General features: G+C 35.2%; 24 protein-coding genes. 18 read left to right on the top strand and 6 right to left on the bottom strand.

Annotated features, from left to right (window positions below; all coding sequences use genetic code 11):
- The first annotated feature begins 8 nt into the window (after positions 1-8).
- From F8162_RS26150 to F8162_RS26100, 11 genes are all read left to right on the top strand, one after another.
- A complete protein-coding gene (locus tag F8162_RS26150; RefSeq protein ID WP_001098085.1) occupies positions 9-284 on the top strand; it encodes a flagellar biosynthetic protein FliQ in 276 nt (91 codons plus the stop codon).
- A 15-nt stretch (positions 285-299) separates the two neighbouring features.
- Positions 300-1061, top strand: coding sequence for a flagellar biosynthetic protein FliR (locus tag F8162_RS26145; RefSeq protein WP_001055715.1), 762 nt, complete (start codon positions 300-302; stop codon positions 1059-1061).
- Between the two features lie 10 nt (positions 1062-1071).
- On the top strand, positions 1072-2118 hold the full coding sequence (gene flhB / locus F8162_RS26140; protein ID WP_151630951.1) for a flagellar type III secretion system protein FlhB: 1047 nt from the start codon (positions 1072-1074) through the stop codon (positions 2116-2118).
- A gap of 24 nt (positions 2119-2142) precedes the next feature.
- Complete coding sequence (gene flhA, locus F8162_RS26135) at positions 2143-4209, top strand: flagellar biosynthesis protein FlhA (RefSeq protein WP_151630950.1); 2067 nt, start codon at positions 2143-2145, stop codon at positions 4207-4209.
- Between the two features lie 14 nt (positions 4210-4223).
- Positions 4224-5534: a flagellar biosynthesis protein FlhF gene (gene flhF, locus F8162_RS26130; protein ID WP_151630949.1), complete on the top strand. Its 1311-nt coding sequence runs from the start codon at positions 4224-4226 to the stop codon at positions 5532-5534.
- A gap of 42 nt (positions 5535-5576) precedes the next feature.
- A complete protein-coding gene (locus F8162_RS26125; protein ID WP_151630948.1) occupies positions 5577-6350 on the top strand; it encodes a flagellar basal-body rod protein FlgG in 774 nt (257 codons plus the stop codon).
- Between the two features lie 169 nt (positions 6351-6519).
- The gene (locus F8162_RS26120) at positions 6520-7818 is read left to right on the top strand and encodes an NtaA/DmoA family FMN-dependent monooxygenase (RefSeq protein WP_151630947.1); all 1299 of its coding nucleotides are present in this window, start codon (positions 6520-6522) and stop codon (positions 7816-7818) included.
- A gap of 177 nt (positions 7819-7995) precedes the next feature.
- Positions 7996-8832 (top strand): TrmB family transcriptional regulator, encoded by an 837-nt coding sequence (locus tag F8162_RS26115; RefSeq protein WP_151630946.1) that lies wholly within the window; start codon positions 7996-7998, stop codon positions 8830-8832.
- On the top strand, positions 8825-9550 hold the full coding sequence (locus F8162_RS26110; protein WP_151630945.1) for an AzlC family ABC transporter permease: 726 nt from the start codon (positions 8825-8827) through the stop codon (positions 9548-9550). Before F8162_RS26115 ends, F8162_RS26110 begins: the two co-directional genes overlap by 8 nt.
- The gene (locus F8162_RS26105; protein WP_151630944.1) at positions 9541-9852 is read left to right on the top strand and encodes an AzlD domain-containing protein; all 312 of its coding nucleotides are present in this window, start codon (positions 9541-9543) and stop codon (positions 9850-9852) included. The genes F8162_RS26110 and F8162_RS26105 overlap by 10 nt, the downstream gene beginning before the upstream one ends.
- A gap of 62 nt (positions 9853-9914) precedes the next feature.
- Positions 9915-10085 (top strand): DUF3951 domain-containing protein, encoded by a 171-nt coding sequence (locus F8162_RS26100; protein WP_000602236.1) that lies wholly within the window; start codon positions 9915-9917, stop codon positions 10083-10085.
- A 24-nt stretch (positions 10086-10109) separates the two neighbouring features.
- Here the strand turns inward: F8162_RS26100 and F8162_RS26095 are convergent, their stop codons facing one another.
- From F8162_RS26095 to F8162_RS26075, 5 genes are all read right to left on the bottom strand, one after another.
- Positions 10110-10454 carry a hypothetical protein gene (locus tag F8162_RS26095; protein WP_151631753.1) on the bottom strand — a complete coding sequence of 115 codons (345 nt, stop codon included), beginning with the start codon at positions 10452-10454 and terminating at the stop codon, positions 10110-10112.
- A gap of 22 nt (positions 10455-10476) precedes the next feature.
- Positions 10477-11070 carry a dienelactone hydrolase family protein gene (locus tag F8162_RS26090; protein WP_151630943.1) on the bottom strand — a complete coding sequence of 198 codons (594 nt, stop codon included), beginning with the start codon at positions 11068-11070 and terminating at the stop codon, positions 10477-10479.
- A gap of 2 nt (positions 11071-11072) precedes the next feature.
- A complete protein-coding gene (locus F8162_RS26085; RefSeq protein WP_151630942.1) occupies positions 11073-11408 on the bottom strand; it encodes an antibiotic biosynthesis monooxygenase family protein in 336 nt (111 codons plus the stop codon).
- Positions 11409-11592: 184 nt separating this feature from the next.
- Positions 11593-11772, bottom strand: coding sequence for an H-type small acid-soluble spore protein (locus tag F8162_RS26080; RefSeq protein ID WP_016088502.1), 180 nt, complete (start codon positions 11770-11772; stop codon positions 11593-11595).
- 66 nt (positions 11773-11838) lie between these two features.
- The gene (locus F8162_RS26075; protein ID WP_151630941.1) at positions 11839-13053 is read right to left on the bottom strand and encodes a helix-turn-helix domain-containing protein; all 1215 of its coding nucleotides are present in this window, start codon (positions 13051-13053) and stop codon (positions 11839-11841) included.
- A 118-nt stretch (positions 13054-13171) separates the two neighbouring features.
- On the opposite strand from F8162_RS26075, the gene F8162_RS26070 reads away from it, so the two are divergent.
- Together F8162_RS26070 and F8162_RS26065 are read left to right on the top strand one after the other, a co-directional pair.
- Positions 13172-14440 carry an MFS transporter gene (locus tag F8162_RS26070; protein WP_151630940.1) on the top strand — a complete coding sequence of 423 codons (1269 nt, stop codon included), beginning with the start codon at positions 13172-13174 and terminating at the stop codon, positions 14438-14440.
- 126 nt (positions 14441-14566) lie between these two features.
- Positions 14567-15091 carry a DUF4398 domain-containing protein gene (locus F8162_RS26065; protein WP_151630939.1) on the top strand — a complete coding sequence of 175 codons (525 nt, stop codon included), beginning with the start codon at positions 14567-14569 and terminating at the stop codon, positions 15089-15091.
- Positions 15092-15131: 40 nt separating this feature from the next.
- Here F8162_RS26065 and F8162_RS26060 read toward each other — a convergent pair whose 3' ends face one another.
- Positions 15132-16025 (bottom strand): LysR family transcriptional regulator, encoded by an 894-nt coding sequence (locus F8162_RS26060; protein ID WP_151630938.1) that lies wholly within the window; start codon positions 16023-16025, stop codon positions 15132-15134.
- A gap of 162 nt (positions 16026-16187) precedes the next feature.
- On the opposite strand from F8162_RS26060, the gene F8162_RS26055 reads away from it, so the two are divergent.
- The 5 genes from F8162_RS26055 to F8162_RS26035 are packed head-to-tail and all read left to right on the top strand — an operon-like array spanning position 16188 to position 21979.
- Positions 16188-17180 carry an ABC transporter ATP-binding protein gene (locus tag F8162_RS26055; protein ID WP_151630937.1) on the top strand — a complete coding sequence of 331 codons (993 nt, stop codon included), beginning with the start codon at positions 16188-16190 and terminating at the stop codon, positions 17178-17180.
- Positions 17158-18183: an ABC transporter substrate-binding protein gene (locus F8162_RS26050; protein ID WP_151630936.1), complete on the top strand. Its 1026-nt coding sequence runs from the start codon at positions 17158-17160 to the stop codon at positions 18181-18183. Before F8162_RS26055 ends, F8162_RS26050 begins: the two co-directional genes overlap by 23 nt.
- Positions 18184-18195: 12 nt before the next feature.
- Positions 18196-19866, top strand: a complete 1671-nt coding sequence (locus F8162_RS26045; RefSeq protein WP_151630935.1) for an ABC transporter permease — start codon at positions 18196-18198, stop codon at positions 19864-19866.
- Positions 19863-21125 (top strand): MBL fold metallo-hydrolase, encoded by a 1263-nt coding sequence (locus F8162_RS26040; RefSeq protein WP_151630934.1) that lies wholly within the window; start codon positions 19863-19865, stop codon positions 21123-21125. The genes F8162_RS26045 and F8162_RS26040 overlap by 4 nt, the downstream gene beginning before the upstream one ends.
- Before the next feature lie 20 nt (positions 21126-21145).
- A complete protein-coding gene (locus F8162_RS26035) occupies positions 21146-21979 on the top strand; it encodes a hypothetical protein (protein ID WP_151630933.1) in 834 nt (277 codons plus the stop codon).
- Positions 21980-22030 lie beyond the last annotated feature (51 nt).

The following is a 22030-nucleotide window of genomic DNA, read 5'->3' as shown; positions in this document are numbered from 1 at the left end:
TCATATAAATGAATACGTCACCAATTATAGATATTTTTCAAACCTTTTTTTATAAAGGGGTTATGATTTTAATGCCGGTTGCCGGTGTTAGTATGATTGTCGTTATTATTATCGCTGTCATTATGGCGATGATGCAAATTCAAGAACAAACGCTGACGTTTTTACCGAAAATGGCGAGTATTGTACTCGTTATTATCATTTTAGGTCCGTGGATGTTTCAAGAATTAACGACGCTTATTTTAGATTTATTTGATAAAATCCCATCGCTATTGCGTTCGTACTAAGATAGGTGGAATGAAATGAATATGGAATTATGGGCGGCGACGTTTTTTGCGTTTTGCCGCATTACTTCATTTTTATATTTTTTACCGTTTTTCTCAGGTCGATCCATTCCAGCAATGGCGAAGGTTACAGTTGGACTCGCTCTTTCAATTACAGTGGCCGATCAAGTTGATGTCTCTCACATAAAGACAACTTGGGACGTTGCAGCTTATGCAGGAACGCAAATTGTAATCGGATTATCACTTTCAAAAATTGTAGAAATGCTGTGGAATATTCCGAAAATGGCCGGGCATATTTTAGACTTTGATATCGGTTTATCACAGGCAAGTTTGTTTGATGTAAATGCAGGATCACAGTCTACTTTACTATCAACTATTTTTGATATATTTTTCCTCATTATTTTTATTTCACTTGGCGGCATTAATTATTTCGTTGCCACGATTTTAAAGTCGTTTCAATATACAGAGGCGATTTCAAAATTGCTGACGACTAGTTTTTTAGATAGTCTACTCGCAACGTTATTATTTGCGATTACATCAGCGGTTGAAATTGCTCTTCCGCTAATGGGGAGTTTGTTCATCATTAACTTTGTTTTGATTTTAATCGCAAAAAATGCACCACAATTAAATATTTTTATGAATGCATTCGTCATTAAAATTACGTGTGGTATTTTGTTTATTGCGATGAGTGTACCGATGCTCGGTTATGTGTTTAAAAATATGACGGATGTATTGCTTGAAGAATATACGAAACTATTTAACTTTTTCTTAACGAAGTAGGGGGACGCGCATGGCAAAGGATAATAAAACAGAAAAGGCCACCCCGCAGAAGCGTAAGAAATCGCGTGAAGAAGGGAATATTGCCCGGAGTAAAGATTTAAATAATTTATTTTCCATTCTCGTATTAGCAGTTGTCGTTTACTTTTTTGGGGATTGGCTCGGGTATGAGATTGCAAATTCTGTCGCGGTGCTGTTTGATCAAATTGGAAAAAATACAGATTCAACTGAGTATTTTTATTTAATGGGTATTTTATTACTAAAAGTATCAGTGCCGATATTAATACTCGTATACGCTTTTCATTTATTTAATTATATGATTCAAGTCGGTTTCTTATTTTCTTCTAAAGTCATTAAGCCGAAACCTTCACGTATTAATCCAAAAAATTATTTTACGAGATTGTTTAGTCGTAAAAGTTTAGTAGATATTTTGAAATCACTATTTTATATGGGACTAATCGGTTACGTCGCTTACGTTCTCTTTAAAAAGAATTTAGAGAAAATTGTTAGTATGATTGGATTTAACTGGATCGCATCACTTACTGAAATTATTAGGCAAATTAAATTTATCTTTTTAGCTATTTTAATTATTTTAATCGTTCTTTCTATTATTGACTTTATTTATCAAAAATGGGAGTACGAACAAGATATTAAGATGAAAAAAGAAGAAGTAAAAAGAGAGCATAAAGATAATGAAGGGGACCCGCAAGTAAAGGGAAAACGAAAAAACTTTATGCATGCTATCTTGCAAGGGACAATTGCGAAGAAAATGGATGGCGCAACGTTTATTGTAAACAACCCGACTCATATTTCAGTCGTACTTCGGTACAATAAACAGGTTGATGCGGCGCCAATTGTCGTTGCAAAAGGGGAAGATGAGCTCGCATTATATATACGAACGCTTGCCCGCGAACAAGAAATACCAATGGTGGAAAACCGTCCACTTGCTCGTTCTTTATATTATCAAGTCGAGGAAGATGAGACGATTCCAGAAGATTTATACGTAGCTGTAATTGAAGTTATGCGCTATTTAATTCAAACGAATGAACTTGAAGTATAATAGCGCGGTTGGAGGAGATCTCTTGTGTTTAAGATAGATTCTGCAAGAACCTATTTTTCTATCTTTTTAGCAGCGTCATTCGTAGTGGCGCTCTTAATTCCACTTCCACCATTTATACTTGATATCGTTATCGTTTTTTTACTAAGTATGTCAGTGCTTATTTATATGCGAGCAACAAGTATTAACGAGTGGGATGAATTAAAGTCATTTCCAACGATGTTGTTATTAATCGGGATTTTCCGCGTATCGATTAACGTATCGACGACGCGAGCGATTTTGACAGACGGAAATGCGGGGCATGTTATTGAAGAGTTCGGTCAGTTCGTAATTGGCGGGAACTTATTAATTGGTATCGTTATTTTCATAGTATTAATCATATTCCAGTTTATCGTTGCAAACGGTGCGTCTCGTACAGCTGAAGTTGCGGCTCGTTTTACACTTGATTCTTTACCCGGGAAACAAATGTCAATCGATGCGGATTTAAACCAGCGTATTATTACTGAAAAAGATGCACAGGCAAAACGAAAAAAGTTAAATATGGAAACAGAGTTTTACGGGGCGATGGATGGTGCCGGGAAGTTCATTAAAGGGGACGTTATTTTCGGGATCGTCATTTTATTCGTAAACATTATTTTCGGTTTAATTGTCGGCATGATGCAGCAAGGAATGAGCTTTGCTGAAGCAGCTATTCACTATACACAGTTAACTGTTGGTGACGGAATTGTAAACCAAATTGGTTCGTTAATGCTAGCGATTTCAACAGGTATTATCGTAACGCGTGTATTTGACGGTTCATCTGATACAGTAACTGAAGGAATCTTTAAAGAGTTATTAGCGCATGAAGTCGTTGTATATGCGCTTGGTGGTTTATTTATAGCGATGGGTATTTTTACTCCGCTACCATTTCTACCATTTGCACTCGTTGGTGGAACAATTATTTTCTTAGGAATTCGTAATAAAAACCGAATAAAGAAAGAAAAAGAAGACGAGCTTCAAAAAGAATTAGAAATGATTCAAGGCGAAGATGAGCAACTGCAACAAGTGGAAGATTCATTCGGAGTATTTACAGATAAATATCCAATTATTGTAGAACTCGGTTTAGATTTAGCAGCACTTGTAAAGCAGAAAATTAACGGGGAAACAGCTCGTGATAAAGTTGTTTTAATGAGGAAGTCGATTATTACCGACCTTGGTATTAACGTTCCTGGCATTAACTTTAAAGATAATACGAGTTTTAGACCACGCGGACGTTACATTATTCGTATTAAAGGGGCGAAGGCAGCTGAAGGTGTTTTAAAATCAGGTTACTTATTGGCACTGAAAACACCGAATGTAATGGCCGATTTAGATGCAGAACCAGCGAAAGATCCGATTTTCGGTGAAGATGGATATTGGATTTTAGAGCATATGGTACAAGATGCACAAATGAAAGGCTATCAAGTATTAGAGCCACTTAGCATATTAATTACGCATTTAGATGTTATCGTTAGACGTAATCTTCATGAGTTAATTCAGCGTCAACATGTAAAAGACTTAATTAACTCGCTTGAAAATGATAACGGCGTTTTATTAGAAGAGATTAAGAAGAAAGAAATCGACTTATCACTCGTTCAAAATGTTATTAAACAACTTCTAAAAGAAGGTATTTCTATTCGTGATTTACCAACTATTATTGAAGGTATTATTGACGGAAAAGAAATTTATCAAAACCACGTTGACGGTGTAACGTCATTCGTCCGTGAATGTATTTCAAAAGTGATTTGTGAAAATGCGAAAAATCCTGACGGTAAAATTTATGCGGCGCTCTTCTCAGATTCAATCGAGTTAGATGCGGACGTTGTAAACAATTCTTATCAAGGTTATTTATTAAACTGGGATTTAGATTTAGAATCACGAGTCGTTGAGCAAGTACAACGCGTATTTAAACAAGCCCGCTTAATGGGAAGAGAACCAGTATTATTAACGCGTAGAAAAGATTTCAGATTTGCGATTGTAAGACTTCTTGAGCGTTATCAAGTAGAAGCGCAAGTACTTTGTATTAGCGAATTAGCTCCAGAAATTGTTGTAGATCAAATTGCTTACATTGAATAGTAGGGGGTGAAGTAATGGAAAATACAGAAAAGAAAGAAGCGTTAATGCGAATAAAAGCAGCTTCGAAAAATGAATTGTATCGAAAGTTATTTGACCAATATGGTACAGATTATTATTACGTTGTCGATGAAAGTGTAAAACGAAATATCCCGTTTTTTTGGAAAAAGAATTATGAAATGTTAGTTGCTTTTCCAGAGGATAAACAGGAAGAAGTGAACGAAGACACAGCTCAATTTCATGAACAATTAATGGAAGTTGTGAATGATCCTTCAGAACAAATTGTGAAGGCGAACGGAATTCAATCGGTACTGCACAATTTAGAAAACGTGACGACTTCTATGTCATACGCGGCGATGCAAACAGGAAATAGTGAAGAATGGACAAGAAAGAAAGAGAAACTATTAAAGTTGTTTGAAAAAGGTATCGTCGTTGTGAAACAGACGGAAGAAACGAAAGAGACGAAAAAGCAAAAAACTGTGAAAAAAGTCGTTCCTGTCAAGAAAGAAGGAGTGGTTGTAAAGAACGAAAAGCAAGAATCTGTCCCGTTTATTATTCAAAAAGTAATTCGCATGCTAGAACAAAACGATGTAGAACAATACTTCATTCATGCATATGCTGAAAAGTTAAAAGTGAAGTTTGAGAATGCGACGATGATTACAGAAGAAGAAGTGATCGGATATATATTGGAAGATATGAGATCCCATTTCAACACGGAAAACGTTTTTGAAAAAGAAGTGCAAACAATTGCATTAATCGGTCCAACTGGAGTTGGAAAAACGACGACACTGGCGAAAATGGCATGGCAGTTTCACGGTAAGAAAAAAACAGTCGGTTTTATTACGACAGATCATTCGCGCATTGGAACAGTACAGCAGCTACAAGATTACGTAAAGACAATCGGTTTTGAAGTAATCGCTGTACGTGATGAATATGCAATGACAAGAGCGCTTACGTATTTTAAAGAAGAAGCGCGCGTCGATTATATTTTAATTGATACCGCCGGAAAAAATTATCGTGCGTCAGAAACAGTGGAAGAAATGATTGAAACGATGGGGCAAGTAGAGCCAGATTATATTTGTTTAACATTATCAGCGTCGATGAAAAGTAAAGATATGATTGAAATCATTACGAATTTCAAAGATATTCATATTGATGGTATCGTATTTACGAAATTTGATGAAACAGCAAGTAGTGGTGAATTGTTGAAAATTCCAGCAGTATCATCGGCTCCAATTGTATTAATGACAGACGGACAAGACGTGAAGCAACATATACATATCGCTACAGCTGAACATTTAGCGAAACAAATGTTGCAAACATCATAGAAAAGAGGTGAAGGATAAGGCAACCGCCTTATTCAAACGAGTATGAACGGTCTTTATATAGGTTCTATGGGTATGATGAATTACATGCAGCGTATTAATGTTCATTCGAATAATGTTGCAAATGCTCAAACGACAGGATTTAAAGCAGAAAATATGACTTCTAAAGTATTTGATGTACAAGACACATATCGCCGCGGAGATGGAGCTGTGACAAATATCGGTTCGACTGATTACGCTGTAGTACCAGCCGCAACGCATGTGAACTTAGTACAAGGAAATATACAAATGACAAATAGTGCTACAGATTTCTTTTTAGATGACGGTACGGCCGGCGCATCATCATTTTTCGTTACATCTAAAAACGATGAAACGTTTTTAACGAGAGATGGTAGTTTTACAATAAATAGTGATCGTTATCTGCAAACATCATCTGGTGCTTTTGTTATGGGAGAGAATAATGAACGTATTCGTATTCCTGAAGGAGCAAAGGTTGCTGTACAAGCAGATGGTACATTATATGATGAAGTAACACAAAATAATATTGCTCGCCTGCAAACAAAAACAGTAGATGCAGAAGCGAATGCTCGTCTCATGCAAAGAGAGAACAAAAGCTTTACACTAGCAGAAGGAAACATTGCTGATTTACCGAACGGAACAGGGATAGTAAAAAACCATATGCTAGAAAATTCAAATGTAGATTTGACGAAAGAGATGGCTGATCTTATGACAGATCAAAAAATGATTTCAGCGTCACAACGCGTTATGACTTCATTTGATAAAATTTATGAAAAAGAAGCGAATGAAATATTGAGATAAGAGACTTCCATTAGTGGGAGTCTTTTTTATCTATTGCTTTTATTACTGTTACATCATAAAATGATAATGATTATCAATATCATTTTATATATTTTCATCAGAATGGAATTTCATAATGACAGCAACATTTGTTTAACTAAGTGAATTAAAACAAGGGGATGGTGTGTATATGTCTACAAAAAAACAACTTTGCATTGGATTATGTTTAATTTCGAGAAAGAAAGAGGAAGAGTGTATATTTGATTCGGGAATTGATGAACAAGTAGAGTTAGCGAAACGAGCAGAAAAATCGAAGTTAGATTTTGTTTTTAAAGCAGATTATTTAGTGGCGCACCCAGATTTAATTGCTCGTAATAAGGGAAATGTCATTTTAGATCCGACGTTATTGTTTACTGCTATTGCTTATGCAACAGAAAAAATTGGAGTCGTTACGACTGCTTCAACGTCGTTTTATCCACCATATATATTAGCGAGGCAATTACAATCTTTACACTGGATTAGTAACGGCCGAGTTGGTTGGAATATTGTTACATCCATTGACGGCGCTGAAAACTTTGGTGAGGAAGGGATGCCATCATCAGAGGAACGATACGCGAAAGCGGCAGAATGTACAGCGTTAGTAAGAAAACTTTGGGGAAGTCATCCTAATGAAGTTTTGAAAGTAGATAATCCTGATGTGATTAGAGAGATGGTAAAGCCTATTGAGCATAATGGCGAATACTTTAAGGTGAAAGGTCCACTTAATATTCCGCAGCACATTTCAGGGGAAATGCCATTATTCCAAGCTGGTGCTTCAGAGTCAGGCCGGAATTTCGCTGCTTCTGTTGCGAATGCAATTTTTGCTGCAACGCCGGATTTAGAGTCAGGAATGGAATTGCGTCAAGATTTAAGAAGAAGAGCAGAACAGCATGGCCGAAAGCAAGATGATATACGTGTATTGCCTGGGTTATATTTCTTTATAGGTGATACATATGAAGAAGCGTTAGAAATGCATAGGCAAGCTCATCAACACCTCACAAAAGAGAAGAGATACTCGTTACTCGAAATGGTTCTCGGACTAAATGCGAGAGGGATTCCGCTAGAAAGTAAGATTACGGAAGAGATGTTGCCAAGCCGTGATCAAACTGTTCGCAGTAAAACACACGCTGAATTATTACGCAACTACATTATTAAAAATGAACCAACTGTTGAACAAATACTAGAACGACCAGAAGTTGTTGGCTCGGCTCATTGGGTTGCGGTTGGTACAGCGCAAGACGTTGCGAAACAAATTATGGATAGGTTTGAGGCCGGAGCGTTAGATGGATTTATTGCTATTCCAGGAGGACATCCAAAGTCACTAGATCTATTCTTTAGTGAAGTTATTCCTTTATTTGTGAAGGCCGGTGTATTTAGGGAAGAGTATACAGGCTCTACTTTACGGGAGCATTTGGAGGAAAATACATCAAAATCATTGCAGTTAAAATAACAGGAGTGTTACGTGAGAAAAGCCTTTCATAAGAAGGCTTTTTATTTTAGGTTTAAATTTCAGAATTATCAATTGACTTTACGGGTCTGTTTTTTTATATTAGTAGGTATAGTAATAACTACTAATATACATGCATCGTTTTGAGATGAGAGTTATATAGAATGTGAGGGATTGCTGATGGATGAAATTATAAAGGAATTACAAAAGTTAGGTTTTTCCCAATATGAATGTAAAGCGTATATTGGACTATTAAAACATTCCCCAGTAACCGGGTATGAAGTGAGTAAGCAAACAGGAGTACCTCGTTCGATGATTTATGAAGTGCTCGGTAAATTGATGGATAAAGGAGCAGTGCATATCGTTCCTACTGAACCAGTGAAATATGTACCAGTACCAGCTACGGAGCTAATGGATCGAATGCGAAAAGATTTTGAAAAGTCCTTTGAATTTTTAGACCGGAAATTAAATTGTTTAGAACAAGAGCGACAAATAGATGTAATTTCGCATATTCGCTCAAATGATCGTGTTGTAAAAGAAATATGCAATATAATTAATAGGGCGAAGGAAGAGCTATGGATTTCTGTTTGGGAAGATCAAGTGCATGAAATTGAGCCATATATTCGTCAAAAGGAAGAGGAAGGTGTACATATATTTTCAATCTTATTTGGCGCTCCCAATAAAAAAATAGGCACGACGTTTCACCATAATTATATGACGCCCCACGTTGTTGAAAAGAGAATGGGTGGTCATTTAACTGTTATTGCTCGTGATGGAGAGGAAGTATTAATTGCGAATTTCTCAAATGATAGTACTTCATGGGCTGTTACAACGTATGATCCAGCTTTAGTTCTCGTTGCTACAGAGTATGTGCGGCACGATATTATGGTTGAAGAAATCACGAAGGAATTTGGGGCTGATAAGTTAGATACGTTATGGCGTGAAAATATAGATTTAGTTCATGTCGTAACAGGAAAACGAACTTTAGAAGGAATGGAGGATGATACGGATGAGTAAAGCTCAGGCCCATGTAGCTTTGCAGAGTGATGATACATTTCAGCAAGGAGTAAAAGATTGTTTACCAACTGTATTTGGTTATTTGAGCATCGGTATAGCAGCTGGTGTAATTGCAAAAACAGCAGGTTTCTCCATCATTGAAATTGCGTTTATGTCCACTTTAATTTATGCAGGTTCTGCCCAATTTATATTAGCTGGTATGTATGCAGCTGGTGCTCCTGCTTCAGCAATTATTTTCACCGTCTTTTTTGTTAATTTACGCCACCTTTTAATGAGTGCTGCGCTCGCGCCGTACTTTACGAAACTTCCCCTAGTAAAAAACGTAATGATCGGTTCTCAAATTACAGATGAAACGTTCGGCGTTGCAGTGCAGCACGCAGCGCAAAAAGGATATGTAGGCGACAGATGGATGATGGGCTTAAATGTTACAGCATATTTAAATTGGATTCTTGCTACTATTATTGGCGGGTTGTTTGGTGAGTGGATACCAGATCCACATATGTACGGCATGGATTATGCATTACCAGCAATGTTTATCGGGTTATTTGTCCTTCAGCTCATAAGTAGTAAACCGAAACTAGCAATTCATCTTACTGTTGCAATTGTAGCGATTTTGATTGCATACGTTTCACACTTATTTATGCCAGATAGTATAGCGGTTATTATCGCAACATTACTAGCTGCGACGATTGGAGTTGTGATTGAAAAATGGAAATGAGATTAGACGTAATACTACTTTTACTAGCAGCAGGAGCTGTCACACTCGTGCCACGTATTTTACCTCTACTCGTATTTAGTAAACTACAAATTCCAGACTGGGGTTTAAAATGGTTAAATTACATACCAATTGCGATATTAGCAGCACTTTTAGCACAAGTACTATTTATGCATGAGACGATGCAGTGGGATTACCTTATCGCAGCAATTCCAACATTTTTTGTTGCAATATATACTCGTAGTTTATTAGGTACAGTGTTAACGGGAGTGATTGTGATTATTTTGTTACGTTTCTTTTTCTAAAAAGGATTACGCTCATTTAATAGCGAAAAGTGTAATAACATGAAAGGTATAGGGGTGGTGTTATGATACTTTTAACGATAGGAGCAATTTTGTTAACGTTGTTTATTTTCTTTATTATCGGCTTCATTACGTTTATGATGTTTGTTGATAAGGCGACACCTCAAATATATTATACACCTTGTGAATCAGTGACAGTGAAGACTAAAGGTAAACATAGAAGGAAGAAAAGTTGAATGTTGGCTTTTCTTCCTTTTGTTTTACATCCCCGAAAGAACTAACAACAATAACCCAAATAGAAAACTAATAAAGGAAAGGAAGCCAACACATATTGAGAACACACGATTGTTTCTCCATTCGCGCCAGAAAACGATACATCCCAAAATACAAAGGAAAAACCAAATGGGAAGGAATATGAACTCGCTAACTTTCTCAGGGAGTAACGAATAAAAAGATGTTAAATATAAGATCCAATTGGTAAAAAATAAAATGCAAACGATAATAGACTGTAAGTAGGGACGTTTGAAAAACTCCCCTTTTTTTACGGTTATAAAAATGCTAGTTAGCGCAAATATAAAGGCGATGAATATGAAACTAAGTATAATGTAAGCGTCATTTGACTCTCCTTTATAAGATTGTTCTTGCAAGAAATGAATCTATTGCATTGTATGCTTGCTTTGTAGATTGCTCGTTATATTTTTCAGTGTACGGATTTAGAAATCCATGTTCACCGTGTAGCTGTTTTATTTCTAATAAAGGATTTTTTTGTTGCTGCAACGATTGAATGAAAGAGGGTACTGAAAAACTAGCTTCTTTTTCAGGGAAAATAAGTAAGGTAGCACATGTTGGTTTCATATGAATATAGTCACGTATGCAGGAACCGTAACATCCGATAATAAAATCTATTTTCGGATTGCTACTACATAGCCATGAGATGGTAGCACCAATACTAAAGCCAATAAGTCCAATATGTGTGTAACTACTAGAAAGGCAATTAATAAATTCTTCAATTTGCTCTTTTCCATCATCAAATCCAATATGATTCATAAAAAAATGATATGCTTTTTCTTCATCACTATAATGAAATGCATGTTGCGATTGTAGAAGATTAGGACAGAATACATCTATATGAGATGAAGTAAAGTGTTGGTTAACTTGATGCATATGGTCGTTTACACCATATATTTCATGAACAACAACGAGAGCTAATTTTTTCTTCATCGTTACAATGTACCTCTATGAAACTTAAATTCTTTCTCAACAAGGCAGATACGTAGGTGGAAGTTTTCATACCATTGCTCACGCCCTCTTTTTTTCGCTTCTTTATGTAAGGCGTTCTGTTTCCAATTGTCAATTGCCGCAAGTGATTCCCAATAAGAAATTGTGATTCCGAGTCCGGAATGATCTCGTGCACTTTCTACACCTAAAAATCCAGGTTGCTGCTTTGCAAGTTCCTCCATTTTTTCGGCAACGCTACTATAATCTGTCGTATCATTTAATAAATGAGAAGTGAATATAACTGCATAATAAGACTTGTTTTTTTCTAAATTAGATGCCATTATGTTTCCACCTTAATGTATAGTGTGAATAATTAATCCATAGTTTGTATTTTAGCAGGTCACAAAAAGAAAAGAAGTAGAAAATTCTTATTTTTTCAGCTCCTGTAAAATAGAAGATAGAAGAAATTTACAATAAGTAATCTAAAGGAAGAAAAATGCCACTTCAAAATCGAAGTGGCATTTTTTATATTTCCTCTAAGCTATTAACTGGAACAGTTAATTCGCGTCCTGGATTTTTTACTTCATATATGCGGGCGGTTTCGTTGTTTTCATCGACGTGTTGAATTGTAACAGGCATGCCTTGAAAACTGACATTTGCTTGTTCTGATGACACAGAAAGCTCTTTTGCACGTTGAATATTCATTTATATTCCTCCCATCATTATTATCTTTGCTAAAAAAGAGGAATAATATACCATTTAGAGACATTCTTAAAGTTTTTGTATTATTTGTAATATTTCTTTAATAAATGAAGAGAAGATGGAATCAGGATAGCCATCTATCGCTTGAACTGCTTCTTTTGCTTCTTTCAAGGCAGATTTTTTATCTTGAAGTTCTATATAGCAAAGAGCACGATAAGATCCAGCTGTTAATAACCACGATTGATCAAGTGGATGACTCATATAATCTGGTATGGTAGCATGTTTTAATGTTTCCAAAGCGTCCTTATAACGTTTTAAGCCATACAAAGATTTTCCTTTTTCAAGATAATAAAGTCCATCTTCTTGAAAAATTGGTACATCTTTTAGTTTTTCTCGGAATTGTTCTAAATGTTCTAATGCAATTGTATATTCATTCGTAACGGTATTGTAGTAATAAGCTTTTAATATATGTATATTTGCAGCGGATAAAGTGTCTTCTGTAAAAATGGCAAATTGCTCAGATTTTTTTATGTAATATAAATAACGCTCTTTATCAACTGTAATGACTTTTTGGTAAGATAAAATTCGGTAAAATACATCTGTTTTATAATACACTTGATGTTTTTTTGAAAATGCGAGTGTCTCTAATATCGTTTCTTCACATTTTTCATAATCGCCACATGCTAGTAATATGATGGCTTCATATAAACATAAATCAATATGTATAATAAGATCCATTTCTAAATGTTTCTCTTCATAATCATTTCTAATATTAGATATAAGTTGTAAACATTCTGCATACTTTTTACGTGTGAATATTGCAAAAGATAATTTTAATTTTGTTTCCGTACTGTCGCGGTATAACTTATATTTTTCAAAAATAGAAACAGCTTTTTCTACGTAAGATTCAATGTTGTAATCTTTTATAATCACCGCGGCAGTTACGAATTGTTTGTATATATGAGCCGTATTTAAAGTAGAAGGGAGCTCTTTTTGAACGATAGGTAGTAAAGTCTCATACACTTCATCACATTTGTTTTCCTTTATGAGTTGCTCCATTTTTGTAATGAGTTCTACAATTTCTCCAGTATCATCTTCTAATAAAAAACTCGCTTCACATTCAAGTTTTTCAGCGATATATTGTAATGTTTTCATGGAAGGTGTAGCTTTTCCATTTTCAATTTGACTAAGCATACTTTTTGTAAGTTTCGAACCTGCCAGCTCTGTTTGTGTAAGTTTTTTTTCTTTACGTAACACTTTAATTTTTTCACCGAGAGTTGCCATATTATTGCTCCTTTATAATTGAAAAGTTAAATTGTATTTAACTTTTTGTTGTGAAAATTGGAAAGTCAATTATATAATAAGTTTAACACAATTTAACTTTTAAGGGGAGAGAGTCATTATGGGAGATGTAAGTATAGGACAACATGATACAAGCATGAAGATTGCAACGAGAAATATTATTTTAATGATGATTGGAAAGATGACTTCTTTATTAGGGGCAGGAATTTATACATTTGCCATGGGGTTATACGTTTTAAAGACAACTGGTTCAGGAATGGGTTTTGCAACTACGCTCGTTTGCGGATCACTTCCAAGGATGATTTGTGGTCCGATTGCGGGTGCTGTAGCTGACCGTGTGAATCGAAAGTGGCTTGTCATTGGCACTGATTTATTAAGTAGCTTAACGATGCTCATTATGTTTATTCTTGCTACTATATTTGGACCATCACTTCTTTTTATTTATGTTTCAGCAGCATTATTATCAATTTGTGCAAGTTTTTATTCTGTTGCATTAACTTCGTCTATTCCGAGTTTAGTAAATGAGGAACGTATTCAAAAAGCGAGTGCTTTAAATCAAACGGCAGCTTCTTTATCAAATATATTAGGGCCGATTATCGGTGGAGTTGTATTTGGTTTCTTTTCGATTAAATCGTTTTTCCTGCTAAATAGCATTACATTCTTTTTAGCGGTTATTGTGCAATTATTTATCGTATTTGATTTATACAAAAAAGAAGTGGCTGAGAGTAAAGATCATTTTTTGACGAGTATAAAAGAAGGTTTTTCATATGTGAAGCGCGAGGATGAAATATATGGGCTAATGAAAATTGCACTATGGGTGAACTTTTTTGCGAGTGCACTGTTCGTTTCACTTCCGTATATTATTGTTCAAAATTTGCATTTATCCTCGAAGCAACTCGGTGTTGTAGAGGGAATGTTAGCAGTGGGGATGTTAATGGGTGCGATTGTGTTATCAGTACGTAAAGAAGTGAATAATCCGTTTCGCTCTGTTTATATTGGGCTGTTTTTATTTGCGGGCTTGAGTTTATGTACAGTCTTTCCATTGTTAGTTACCATTCCGAAAGTATTAAGTTTTATTTACTATATCGCTTTTATGATGTTAACGGGTATATCAATGATGATCGTAAATATACCGATGCAAGTACATATTCAAAAGTCGACAGATCCAAACTATTTAGGACGTGTATTCGGTTTACTTGAAACAATTGCTACTGCAATCGCACCACTCGGTATGATTGTATATGGATTATTATTAGATATGTTGCCAACTAGCATTGTTATGATGACATTAGGCGGAGGTTTATTGTTAGTTGTAGTAGTTGGAGTAAAACAACATGTGGCGAAAAAACAAGTGGATGTGTCGGCTTGAAAATAAGAAAATAATAAAAATTTAACTTATCATTATAAAAATGACCGAATTAGTATTTTAGTTTTTGAAACTCTTTTTCATGTGTGTTACAGTAAGGTGAGCAGGCAAAGAAAAGGAGAAAACATCATGAAAAAATTAAGTTTTGTTATGCTTTTTCTATTAGTCGTAATGGCTGGATGCAGTAATTATGACACGTATATTGAAACAGGTATGCAATCATTGAAAGATGAAAAATATAGTGATGCAACGATGTGGTTTGAAAAAGCGGAAAAAGAAAAGTCAGGAAATAAAGCGAAATCATATAAAGAAATGGCCGAGAAAATGGATCACGGGGCTACATCATTAAAAGATGGTAAGTATTTAGAAACGAAAGACATTGCAAATGAAGTGTTGCAAATGAAAAAAGACGATGCACTTGAAACAGCTGTAACATCAAATGCAGAGAATATGCTTCAAAAAGCAAAAGATGTAGAAGAGAAAGTGAATGAAAGAGTAGCAAAGCGGAGAAAAGTAGAGGAAGAAGGAATCGATAAACTCATTAAAGCTGTCGATAGTATAGATGATGTGAAAGAAAAAGAGAAAAAAATTTCAGAAGCATTAGATAAGGCTGAAGAGGCGCAAGCAAAAATTGAAGCGAAGAAAAATAAATAGAGTTATAGTTTAAAAGGCTGTCGTATAGAACGACAGCCTTTTAATTTTTTGTTGCATAAGAAGTGATGCTATGTAGTAAAAAAGAAATAATTTTAGAATTCCATCTGTCTTCATGATGAATTGTGTAAATGTTACGTTGAAATTCAAATCCAGGGATGGGTATGTAGCATAGTTCATCTCGGTGTACTTCTTGTTCGATAGCGAGTTTAGAAATAAAGGCAACTCCATTACCATATTTTAAAATTTGTTTCATCGTTTCTAATGAATCTAATTCAATTTCAGATTGGAACGTAATGTTATGTGCTAACGTCCATTGTGTAAGTAAATCTCTCGTTGTAGATGGATTACGATGCAATAGTATACGTTCCTTTTCGATATCTTGTAATGATACAGTTTCTTTTTTTGAAAAATTATGTTCTTTGGAGAAAGCAAGAACAAGTGTATCAGGTAATATTTTTGTTTCTTTTAAAAGTGATTCATCAAACGGTGCTGCGGAAATTACACCGAGATCAATTTCATGATTTTGTAGCATCGTTCGAATTTCAGGGGCTGTTTTTACCATGAGGGTTATTTTTATATTCGGAAATTCGCATTGAAATTGGTGAATAATTTCTGGTAAAAGATAAGTCGCTGGTACATAACTAGCGCCAATTGTTATAGCACCTTTATGAAAATCTTTAAACTCTTGCGTGACCCGCTTAGCTTCTTTCATAAGTGCATCTATTTTACAAGCATAATGATGCAATGCCTCACCAGCCTCTGTTAAGAAATATCTTCCAGAACGTAATTCAAATAAAGGCACACCGAGTTCCTCTTCTAAGCTTTTTATATGGAATGTAATAGTAGGTTGTTTCACTCCAAGTTTTTCTGCAACAATTGTAAGTTTTTTGTATTTCTTAATAAGCACTACAATTTCTAATTTTAAGAGATTCATTATGAGTTGCCGCCTTTTTTATTTTAACTATAGAAAAAATCTATAGAAATAAATAGTTTATTAGAAGTTTTTTAATTTAATCTTTACAGTACATTAACATTCAGTATAAGTCTTCCAGATAGAATGAAAGCAGGTTAAGAGTGAGGGGAGAGAGGTGATACGGTGGATATTAAAATTCATGGATTAGAAAAGAACTTTGGAAAAACGCAGGCGTTAAAACCGTTACAAATTGTTATGAAACAAGGTGAATTTACCACACTTTTAGGACCTTCGGGATGCGGGAAAACGACTTTACTTAGAATGATTGCAGGACTTGAAGAGCCAGATAAAGGTGAAATATATTTTGGGGATAAGTGCATGTATTCTTCTACTAAAAAAATTAAAACATCTCCTCATGAACGTAATATCGGCATGGTATTTCAAGATTTTGCTTTATGGCCGCATATGACTGTATTTGAAAATGTTGCATTTGGTTTAAGAGCTACAAAGCAAACGAATCAATTACGGGAAAAAGTAGAAGATGCAATAAAGCGAGTTCGCCTGAAAGGGATGGAGAAAAGGTATCCGCATGAACTCTCTGGTGGACAGCAGCAACGTGTCGCATTTGCAAGAGCGATTGTAACAAAACCGCATTTTATTTTGTTTGATGAACCGCTTAGTGCACTCGATGCAATTTTGCGAGAAGAAATGCGATTAGAGCTTATGGATATCGTTCATTCAATCGGTTTAACGGCATTGTATGTCACGCACGATCAAATAGAAGCTATGTCAATGTCAGACCAAATTATTGTCATGAAACAAGGAGAAGTATTACAAAAAGGAACACCGGAAGACATTTATGTGAAGCCATCCCATGAATTTGTTGCAAAATTTGTTGGTAAAGCAAATTGGCTTGTAGAGGGGAAACAAATGGTTCGTCCAGAACATGTAAGCTTGACAAAAAATGAAATGTGCGAAATGTATACAGGTGAAATTCAGCACGTTACATATGTAGGAGAACGGTATGAAATGAAAGTAAACATGGGTGCACTTGGAGTATGGACAGCTTATCACAATAGTAAATTAAGCATCGGTAAACCAGTATCGTTATATGTGCCAAAAAAATGTATTCATCATATAGGGGGAGAATCGTATGAAGAAATTCAGTTCGCTTAAGTCTTTATTTGTATGTACTTTATTATTTTCGGCTGTAGTAACAGGGTGTAGTTCAAAGACAGGTAGTGCAGATGCAAAAAGTAAAACTACGACTGAAAAGAAAATTGTTGTATATAGTGCAGGACCAAAAGGATTAGCAGAAAAGATTCAAAAGGACTTTGAAAAGAAAACAGGTATAAAAGTAGAAATGTTTCAAGGAACAACAGGGAAGATTTTAGCGAGAATGGGAGCTGAAAAGAAAAATCCAGTCGTTGACGTAGTCGTACTTGCCTCATTACCAGCGATGGAAGGATTAAAAAAGGATGGGCAAACGTTAGCTTATAAAGAAGCGAAACAAGCTGATAAGCTTCGTTCTGAATGGTCGGACGATAAAGGACATTATTTCGGATATAGTGCTTCAGCGTTAGGAATTGTGTATAACACAAAAAATGTGAAGACAGCGCCTGAAGATTGGAGTGATATAACGAAAGCGGAATGGAAAGGAAAAGTGAATCTTCCAGATCCAGCACTTTCAGGTTCAGCTTTAGACTTTGTAACAGGATATGTGAAAAAGAATGGAAAAGATGGATGGAATTTATTTGAACAGCTTAAGAAAAATGAAGTTACAGTAGCGGGGGCAAATCAAGAAGCGTTAGATCCAGTAGTAACAGGTGCAAAAGATATGGTCATTGCGGGCGTTGATTATATGACGTACAGTGCAAAAGCAAAGGGTGAACCGGTTGATATTGTTTATCCAAAAAGCGGAACAGTTATTAGCCCGCGTGCAGCAGGGATTATGAAGGATAGTAAAAATGTAGAAGGTGCAAAAGAGTTTATTGATTATTTATTATCAGAGGATGTGCAAAAACAAGTTTCTAAAGCGTATTTATTACCGGGCAGAACAGATATAAAAGCTGAAAATAGACCGAATGTAGAAGATATTCCAGTATTAAATATTGATTGGAAAACAGTTGAGAAAGAACAAGATGAAATAGGAAAACAATTTAAGAAAGTATTTCAATAAGATGGTGATTACATGGTAAATCGATTCGTATCAGTACGGCAAATTGGAATGACGGTAGCGCTGTTACTTGTGGCGATGTTAATCGTCATTCCGCTTTTTCTCATTTTATTTTCTAGTGTATATGAAAATAGTAGTTGGAATTTTTTAAAGCCTTTTGAAGTGATGCAGAATGGTGGGTTAGCTGGGATTTTTCTAAACTCGATGCTTTTAGGTGTACTTGTAGTAATAGGAGCAACCATATTTGCATTTCCATTAGCATTCATTATGAGTAAAACAGATGTTGGAAAGTATAGTAAGTTGGATATTGTTTTTATGATTCCATTTATGACTCCGCCGTATATTGGATCGATGGGCTGGATTTTGTTCATGCAACCAAACGGCTATTTCGAGCAGTTTTTCCCGATGCTAAAGACGATTTCATCTTCGTTTTTTAGTTTAGGAGGTATGGTTTTAATAATGAGTCTGCATTTATTCCCATTCTTATACTTCATGTTGAAAAACACTTTACTTCAAATTGGGAGTAGTAAAGAAGAAGCTGCAGCAGTTCATGGTGGAGGCTTTTTCTACCGTTTAAGAAAAATAATATTGCCATTATTAGTTTCAAGTTATGTAATGGGTGCTTTACTTATTTTCGTAAAGACGATTGCTGAATTTGGAACACCGGCTACATTCGGACGTAGAATAGGATTTCATGTATTAACATCAGAGATTCATAAATTTATTTCGAGTTGGCCGATTGATTTTAGTAGTGCAACAGCATTATCTTCTTTATTGCTTAGTGCATGTATGCTCATTTGGTATATGCAAAATGTATTGAATCGAAAGTACTCATATGCAATGGTTAGTGGGAAAGGTGTGAAATCTAAAAGGTATACATTGTCTATATTTACACGGGTCGTAGCATGGGCTTATGTAATTGGTTTATTAATCGTATCAATTGGAATCCCGTATTTTTCTATACTGATTGCTTCATTATCGAAATTAAGAGGCGGCGGCTTACAGTTAAACAACTTTACAACGAGCCATTATGAAGCATTATTTACAATTGGATCTCCAGGATTAGAAGCTTTATGGAACAGTTTTCTTTTTTCGCTTATAACAGCGATTATTGCGGTAATCATTGGAGTGTTTTTGGCGCTTATGATCCGAAAGGGGAAAAAGTCCTCTGAAAAATGGCTTGATATGTGCGGTATGTTACCGAATATGGTACCAGGAATCGTGATGGTTGTAGGGCTTATTGTATTTTGGAATTCACCTTATATGCCTCTGTCAATTTACAATACACCAGTCATGGTTATCGTAACGTACGTCGTTCTTTTTTTACCTTATACGGTGCAGTATGTAAAAGCGTCATTCGGACAAATTGATGATTCTCTTGTACAGGCAGGAAGTATTTTTTCTGGAAATTATATTTATATTTTTAGAAAAATAATATTACCTCTTATTATCCCGGGCATTCTTGCTGGATGGGCGATGACATTTACAATCTCGATAAGAGAGTTAGTAGCATCGCTTCTCGTACTACCTCCATCAGTAGAGACGTCTGCAACATTTATTTTTGCTCAATTTGAACAAGGAGAAGTATCTATTGGAATGGCGATGGCTATCGTTTCTGTTGGACTTACAACACTATGTTTATTACTTCTACAACATATGGAGCAAAAAAGAAAAGGGGTAGCATGATGAGGATGGAAGTATGGGGTGGAGCGGGAGAATACGGTCGTTCTTGCTACTTCCTAAAAAATAAAGAGACGAAAATAGTATTTGATTGTGGTATTAATCGATCATATGAGGATAGTTACCCAAAAATAGATAGGGGAGTTGTACCGTTTTTAGATGCGGTATTTTTATCGCATATTCATGAAGATCATACGATGGGTTTACCTTTATTAGTGAAGTACGGATATAAGAAAAAAATTTGGACGACTCGTTATACGAAGGAGCAACTTCCCGCTTATTATGAAAAATGGAGAAACTACAATTTGACGAAAGGGTGGAATGTACCTTATAACGACCAAAATGTTAAAGATTTAAATTATGTATGTATTGATGAGATTAGTAATCCGAATGAATGGATACAGATTACTCCTACATTACGGTTTCAATGGGGGTATAGTGGGCATGTATTAGGGGCTGTTTGGTTTTTAGTGGATTTGAGTCATACATATGTATTTTATTCTGGCGATTATTCAGCAGAGTCTAACATACTACGAGCTAATTTACCTGAGAAATTGCGTGGCGATATAAAAGTCGCAATTGTAGATGCAGCTTATCATACGGATGATGTTTCGCAACATGAACGAGTAAATGAACTGTGTACAGAAATTGAAAGGGTTGCGCAAAAGAAAGGAATAGCATTATTGCCATTGCCACCGCTTGGTAGGGCGCAAGATATCGTATTGTATTTATATGAAAAATATAAAGAACTTCCCATTATAGTAGATCAAGAAATTTTGGATGGATTCCAAGAGATGTTTGTATATAAAGATTGGATCAAAAATAATGAAGAACTTGAAGGGATCCTGGAGAGTTTAAAAAGAAACATAATCGTTATGGATCATGACAGCCGTACGCAAAATAGTTATGGAATAGTTGTAATGAGTGATGCGAATATGCAAACGAAGCGAGTGCAGTTATATTATGAACAACTCCGGCATGAAGAACGAAATTCCATTATATTTACTGGACATATTGCGAAAGGGAGTTTTGCAGAAAAAGTTTTGAAAGAACGTGTAGATAAAGAATGTAGGGTGAAGCGAGTGCCGTATAAAGTTCACCAAAGTATAAGAGATGTGAAAGAGATGTTAAATACATTATTACCAGAACATACGGTGTTAGTACACGCTTTGAAAGAGGATACGGATCGATTACAGAAAAAGCTTAGCACAGCAGGGTATGAGAATGTATATTCACTTACTATGGAACGTATAGAAGTCATTTAAAATATAAAGGGGATCGGTATATGAAAAAAGTATTTGTATTCGTAAGCATTTTCTTTTGTTGTTTCCTGTATAACGTTAAGGAAGGGTTTGCTGCCAGTCCAATGACACCTAGTTTTGAAGTGAAGTTATTATTAAAACCAGAACAAGTATTAGACTATAACAAAGAGATAAATCAAGAGGTACTAGAATATTTCCAGGCTGGTACAAATTATGAAAGAATACAAGTGCAATTTTTAGATACGGCAAATAAAAATTTAAGTAATGAAGGTTGGTTTGCGAGAATTCGAAAGAAAGAATTTAGTAAAGATTTTGAGCTAACATATAAAAAAAGATATCCTATTCAAAATGGTGTAATTCAAGATGCACTAGAAGTGGCTAAAAAGGATGGATTTGATAGCAAAACCGATAACTATGAGGCGGAAATAGATTGGGGATTTGAGAAGAAAACGTTAAGTATTTCAAATAAGAAAAGCTATAGTGCTAAAGGATATGGAGTACTTGATTTACCAAACGAACGAGCTGCTCAAAACATGTTAATAGAAAAGTTGCCAGGGAAAATGAACAAATGGTTGTATACGAATTGGGGAGAAGAAATGCTCAAAAATTCTCGTATTTATGGCCCTGTATTAATGAAAAGGTATACAGCTGAATTTGAAAATATTAAAACGAATATTGAAGTTTGGCCACTAAGTAATACAGGGAAAATAGAAGATGATTTCGTAATAGAAGTATCGTTTAAAACAAAAGAGGAAAGTATTGCAAAAGAACAAAGAGAATTATTAATGCAGAGTTTAGATCAAAAAGGATGGCTGTTACCGAAAGATAGTTTGAAGACAGAGCTTATTTTTCAGTGAATAGTAAAAAGGAATCCGTAAACATATGGATTCCTTTTTCTAATAAATGAG

Origin of the sequence: Bacillus sp. CH140a_4T, assembly GCF_008923725.1 — a bacterium.
Classification (GTDB): Bacteria; Bacillota; Bacilli; order Bacillales; family Bacillaceae_G; genus Bacillus_A.
Note: the sequence above shows the minus strand (reverse complement) of the source record. Positions and strands in the feature narration are given on the sequence as shown.

What these genes read in the sequence shown, in the direction of transcription:
- F8162_RS26120 (WP_151630947.1), top strand. Translation starts at nt 6,520, where the DNA reads ATGTCTACAAAAAAACAACTTTGCATTGGATTATGTTTAATTTCGAGA.
- F8162_RS26115 (WP_151630946.1), top strand. Translation starts at nt 7,996, where the DNA reads ATGGATGAAATTATAAAGGAATTACAAAAGTTAGGTTTTTCCCAATAT.
- F8162_RS26045 (WP_151630935.1), top strand. Translation starts at nt 18,196, where the DNA reads ATGGTAAATCGATTCGTATCAGTACGGCAAATTGGAATGACGGTAGCG.
- F8162_RS26075 (WP_151630941.1), bottom strand. Translation starts at nt 13,053, where the DNA reads ATGGCAACTCTCGGTGAAAAAATTAAAGTGTTACGTAAAGAAAAAAAA.
- F8162_RS26090 (WP_151630943.1), bottom strand. Translation starts at nt 11,070, where the DNA reads ATGAAGAAAAAATTAGCTCTCGTTGTTGTTCATGAAATATATGGTGTA.
- F8162_RS26035 (WP_151630933.1), top strand. Translation starts at nt 21,146, where the DNA reads ATGAAAAAAGTATTTGTATTCGTAAGCATTTTCTTTTGTTGTTTCCTG.
- F8162_RS26060 (WP_151630938.1), bottom strand. Translation starts at nt 16,025, where the DNA reads ATGAATCTCTTAAAATTAGAAATTGTAGTGCTTATTAAGAAATACAAA.
- flhF (WP_151630949.1), top strand. Translation starts at nt 4,224, where the DNA reads ATGGAAAATACAGAAAAGAAAGAAGCGTTAATGCGAATAAAAGCAGCT.
- F8162_RS26105 (WP_151630944.1), top strand. Translation starts at nt 9,541, where the DNA reads ATGGAAATGAGATTAGACGTAATACTACTTTTACTAGCAGCAGGAGCT.
- F8162_RS26070 (WP_151630940.1), top strand. Translation starts at nt 13,172, where the DNA reads ATGGGAGATGTAAGTATAGGACAACATGATACAAGCATGAAGATTGCA.
- F8162_RS26110 (WP_151630945.1), top strand. Translation starts at nt 8,825, where the DNA reads ATGAGTAAAGCTCAGGCCCATGTAGCTTTGCAGAGTGATGATACATTT.
- F8162_RS26150 (WP_001098085.1), top strand. Translation starts at nt 9, where the DNA reads ATGAATACGTCACCAATTATAGATATTTTTCAAACCTTTTTTTATAAA.
- F8162_RS26125 (WP_151630948.1), top strand. Translation starts at nt 5,577, where the DNA reads ATGAACGGTCTTTATATAGGTTCTATGGGTATGATGAATTACATGCAG.
- F8162_RS26145 (WP_001055715.1), top strand. Translation starts at nt 300, where the DNA reads ATGAATATGGAATTATGGGCGGCGACGTTTTTTGCGTTTTGCCGCATT.
- F8162_RS26065 (WP_151630939.1), top strand. Translation starts at nt 14,567, where the DNA reads ATGAAAAAATTAAGTTTTGTTATGCTTTTTCTATTAGTCGTAATGGCT.
- F8162_RS26085 (WP_151630942.1), bottom strand. Translation starts at nt 11,408, where the DNA reads ATGGCATCTAATTTAGAAAAAAACAAGTCTTATTATGCAGTTATATTC.
- F8162_RS26040 (WP_151630934.1), top strand. Translation starts at nt 19,863, where the DNA reads ATGATGAGGATGGAAGTATGGGGTGGAGCGGGAGAATACGGTCGTTCT.
- F8162_RS26050 (WP_151630936.1), top strand. Translation starts at nt 17,158, where the DNA reads ATGAAGAAATTCAGTTCGCTTAAGTCTTTATTTGTATGTACTTTATTA.
- flhB (WP_151630951.1), top strand. Translation starts at nt 1,072, where the DNA reads ATGGCAAAGGATAATAAAACAGAAAAGGCCACCCCGCAGAAGCGTAAG.
- F8162_RS26080 (WP_016088502.1), bottom strand. Translation starts at nt 11,772, where the DNA reads ATGAATATTCAACGTGCAAAAGAGCTTTCTGTGTCATCAGAACAAGCA.
- F8162_RS26100 (WP_000602236.1), top strand. Translation starts at nt 9,915, where the DNA reads ATGATACTTTTAACGATAGGAGCAATTTTGTTAACGTTGTTTATTTTC.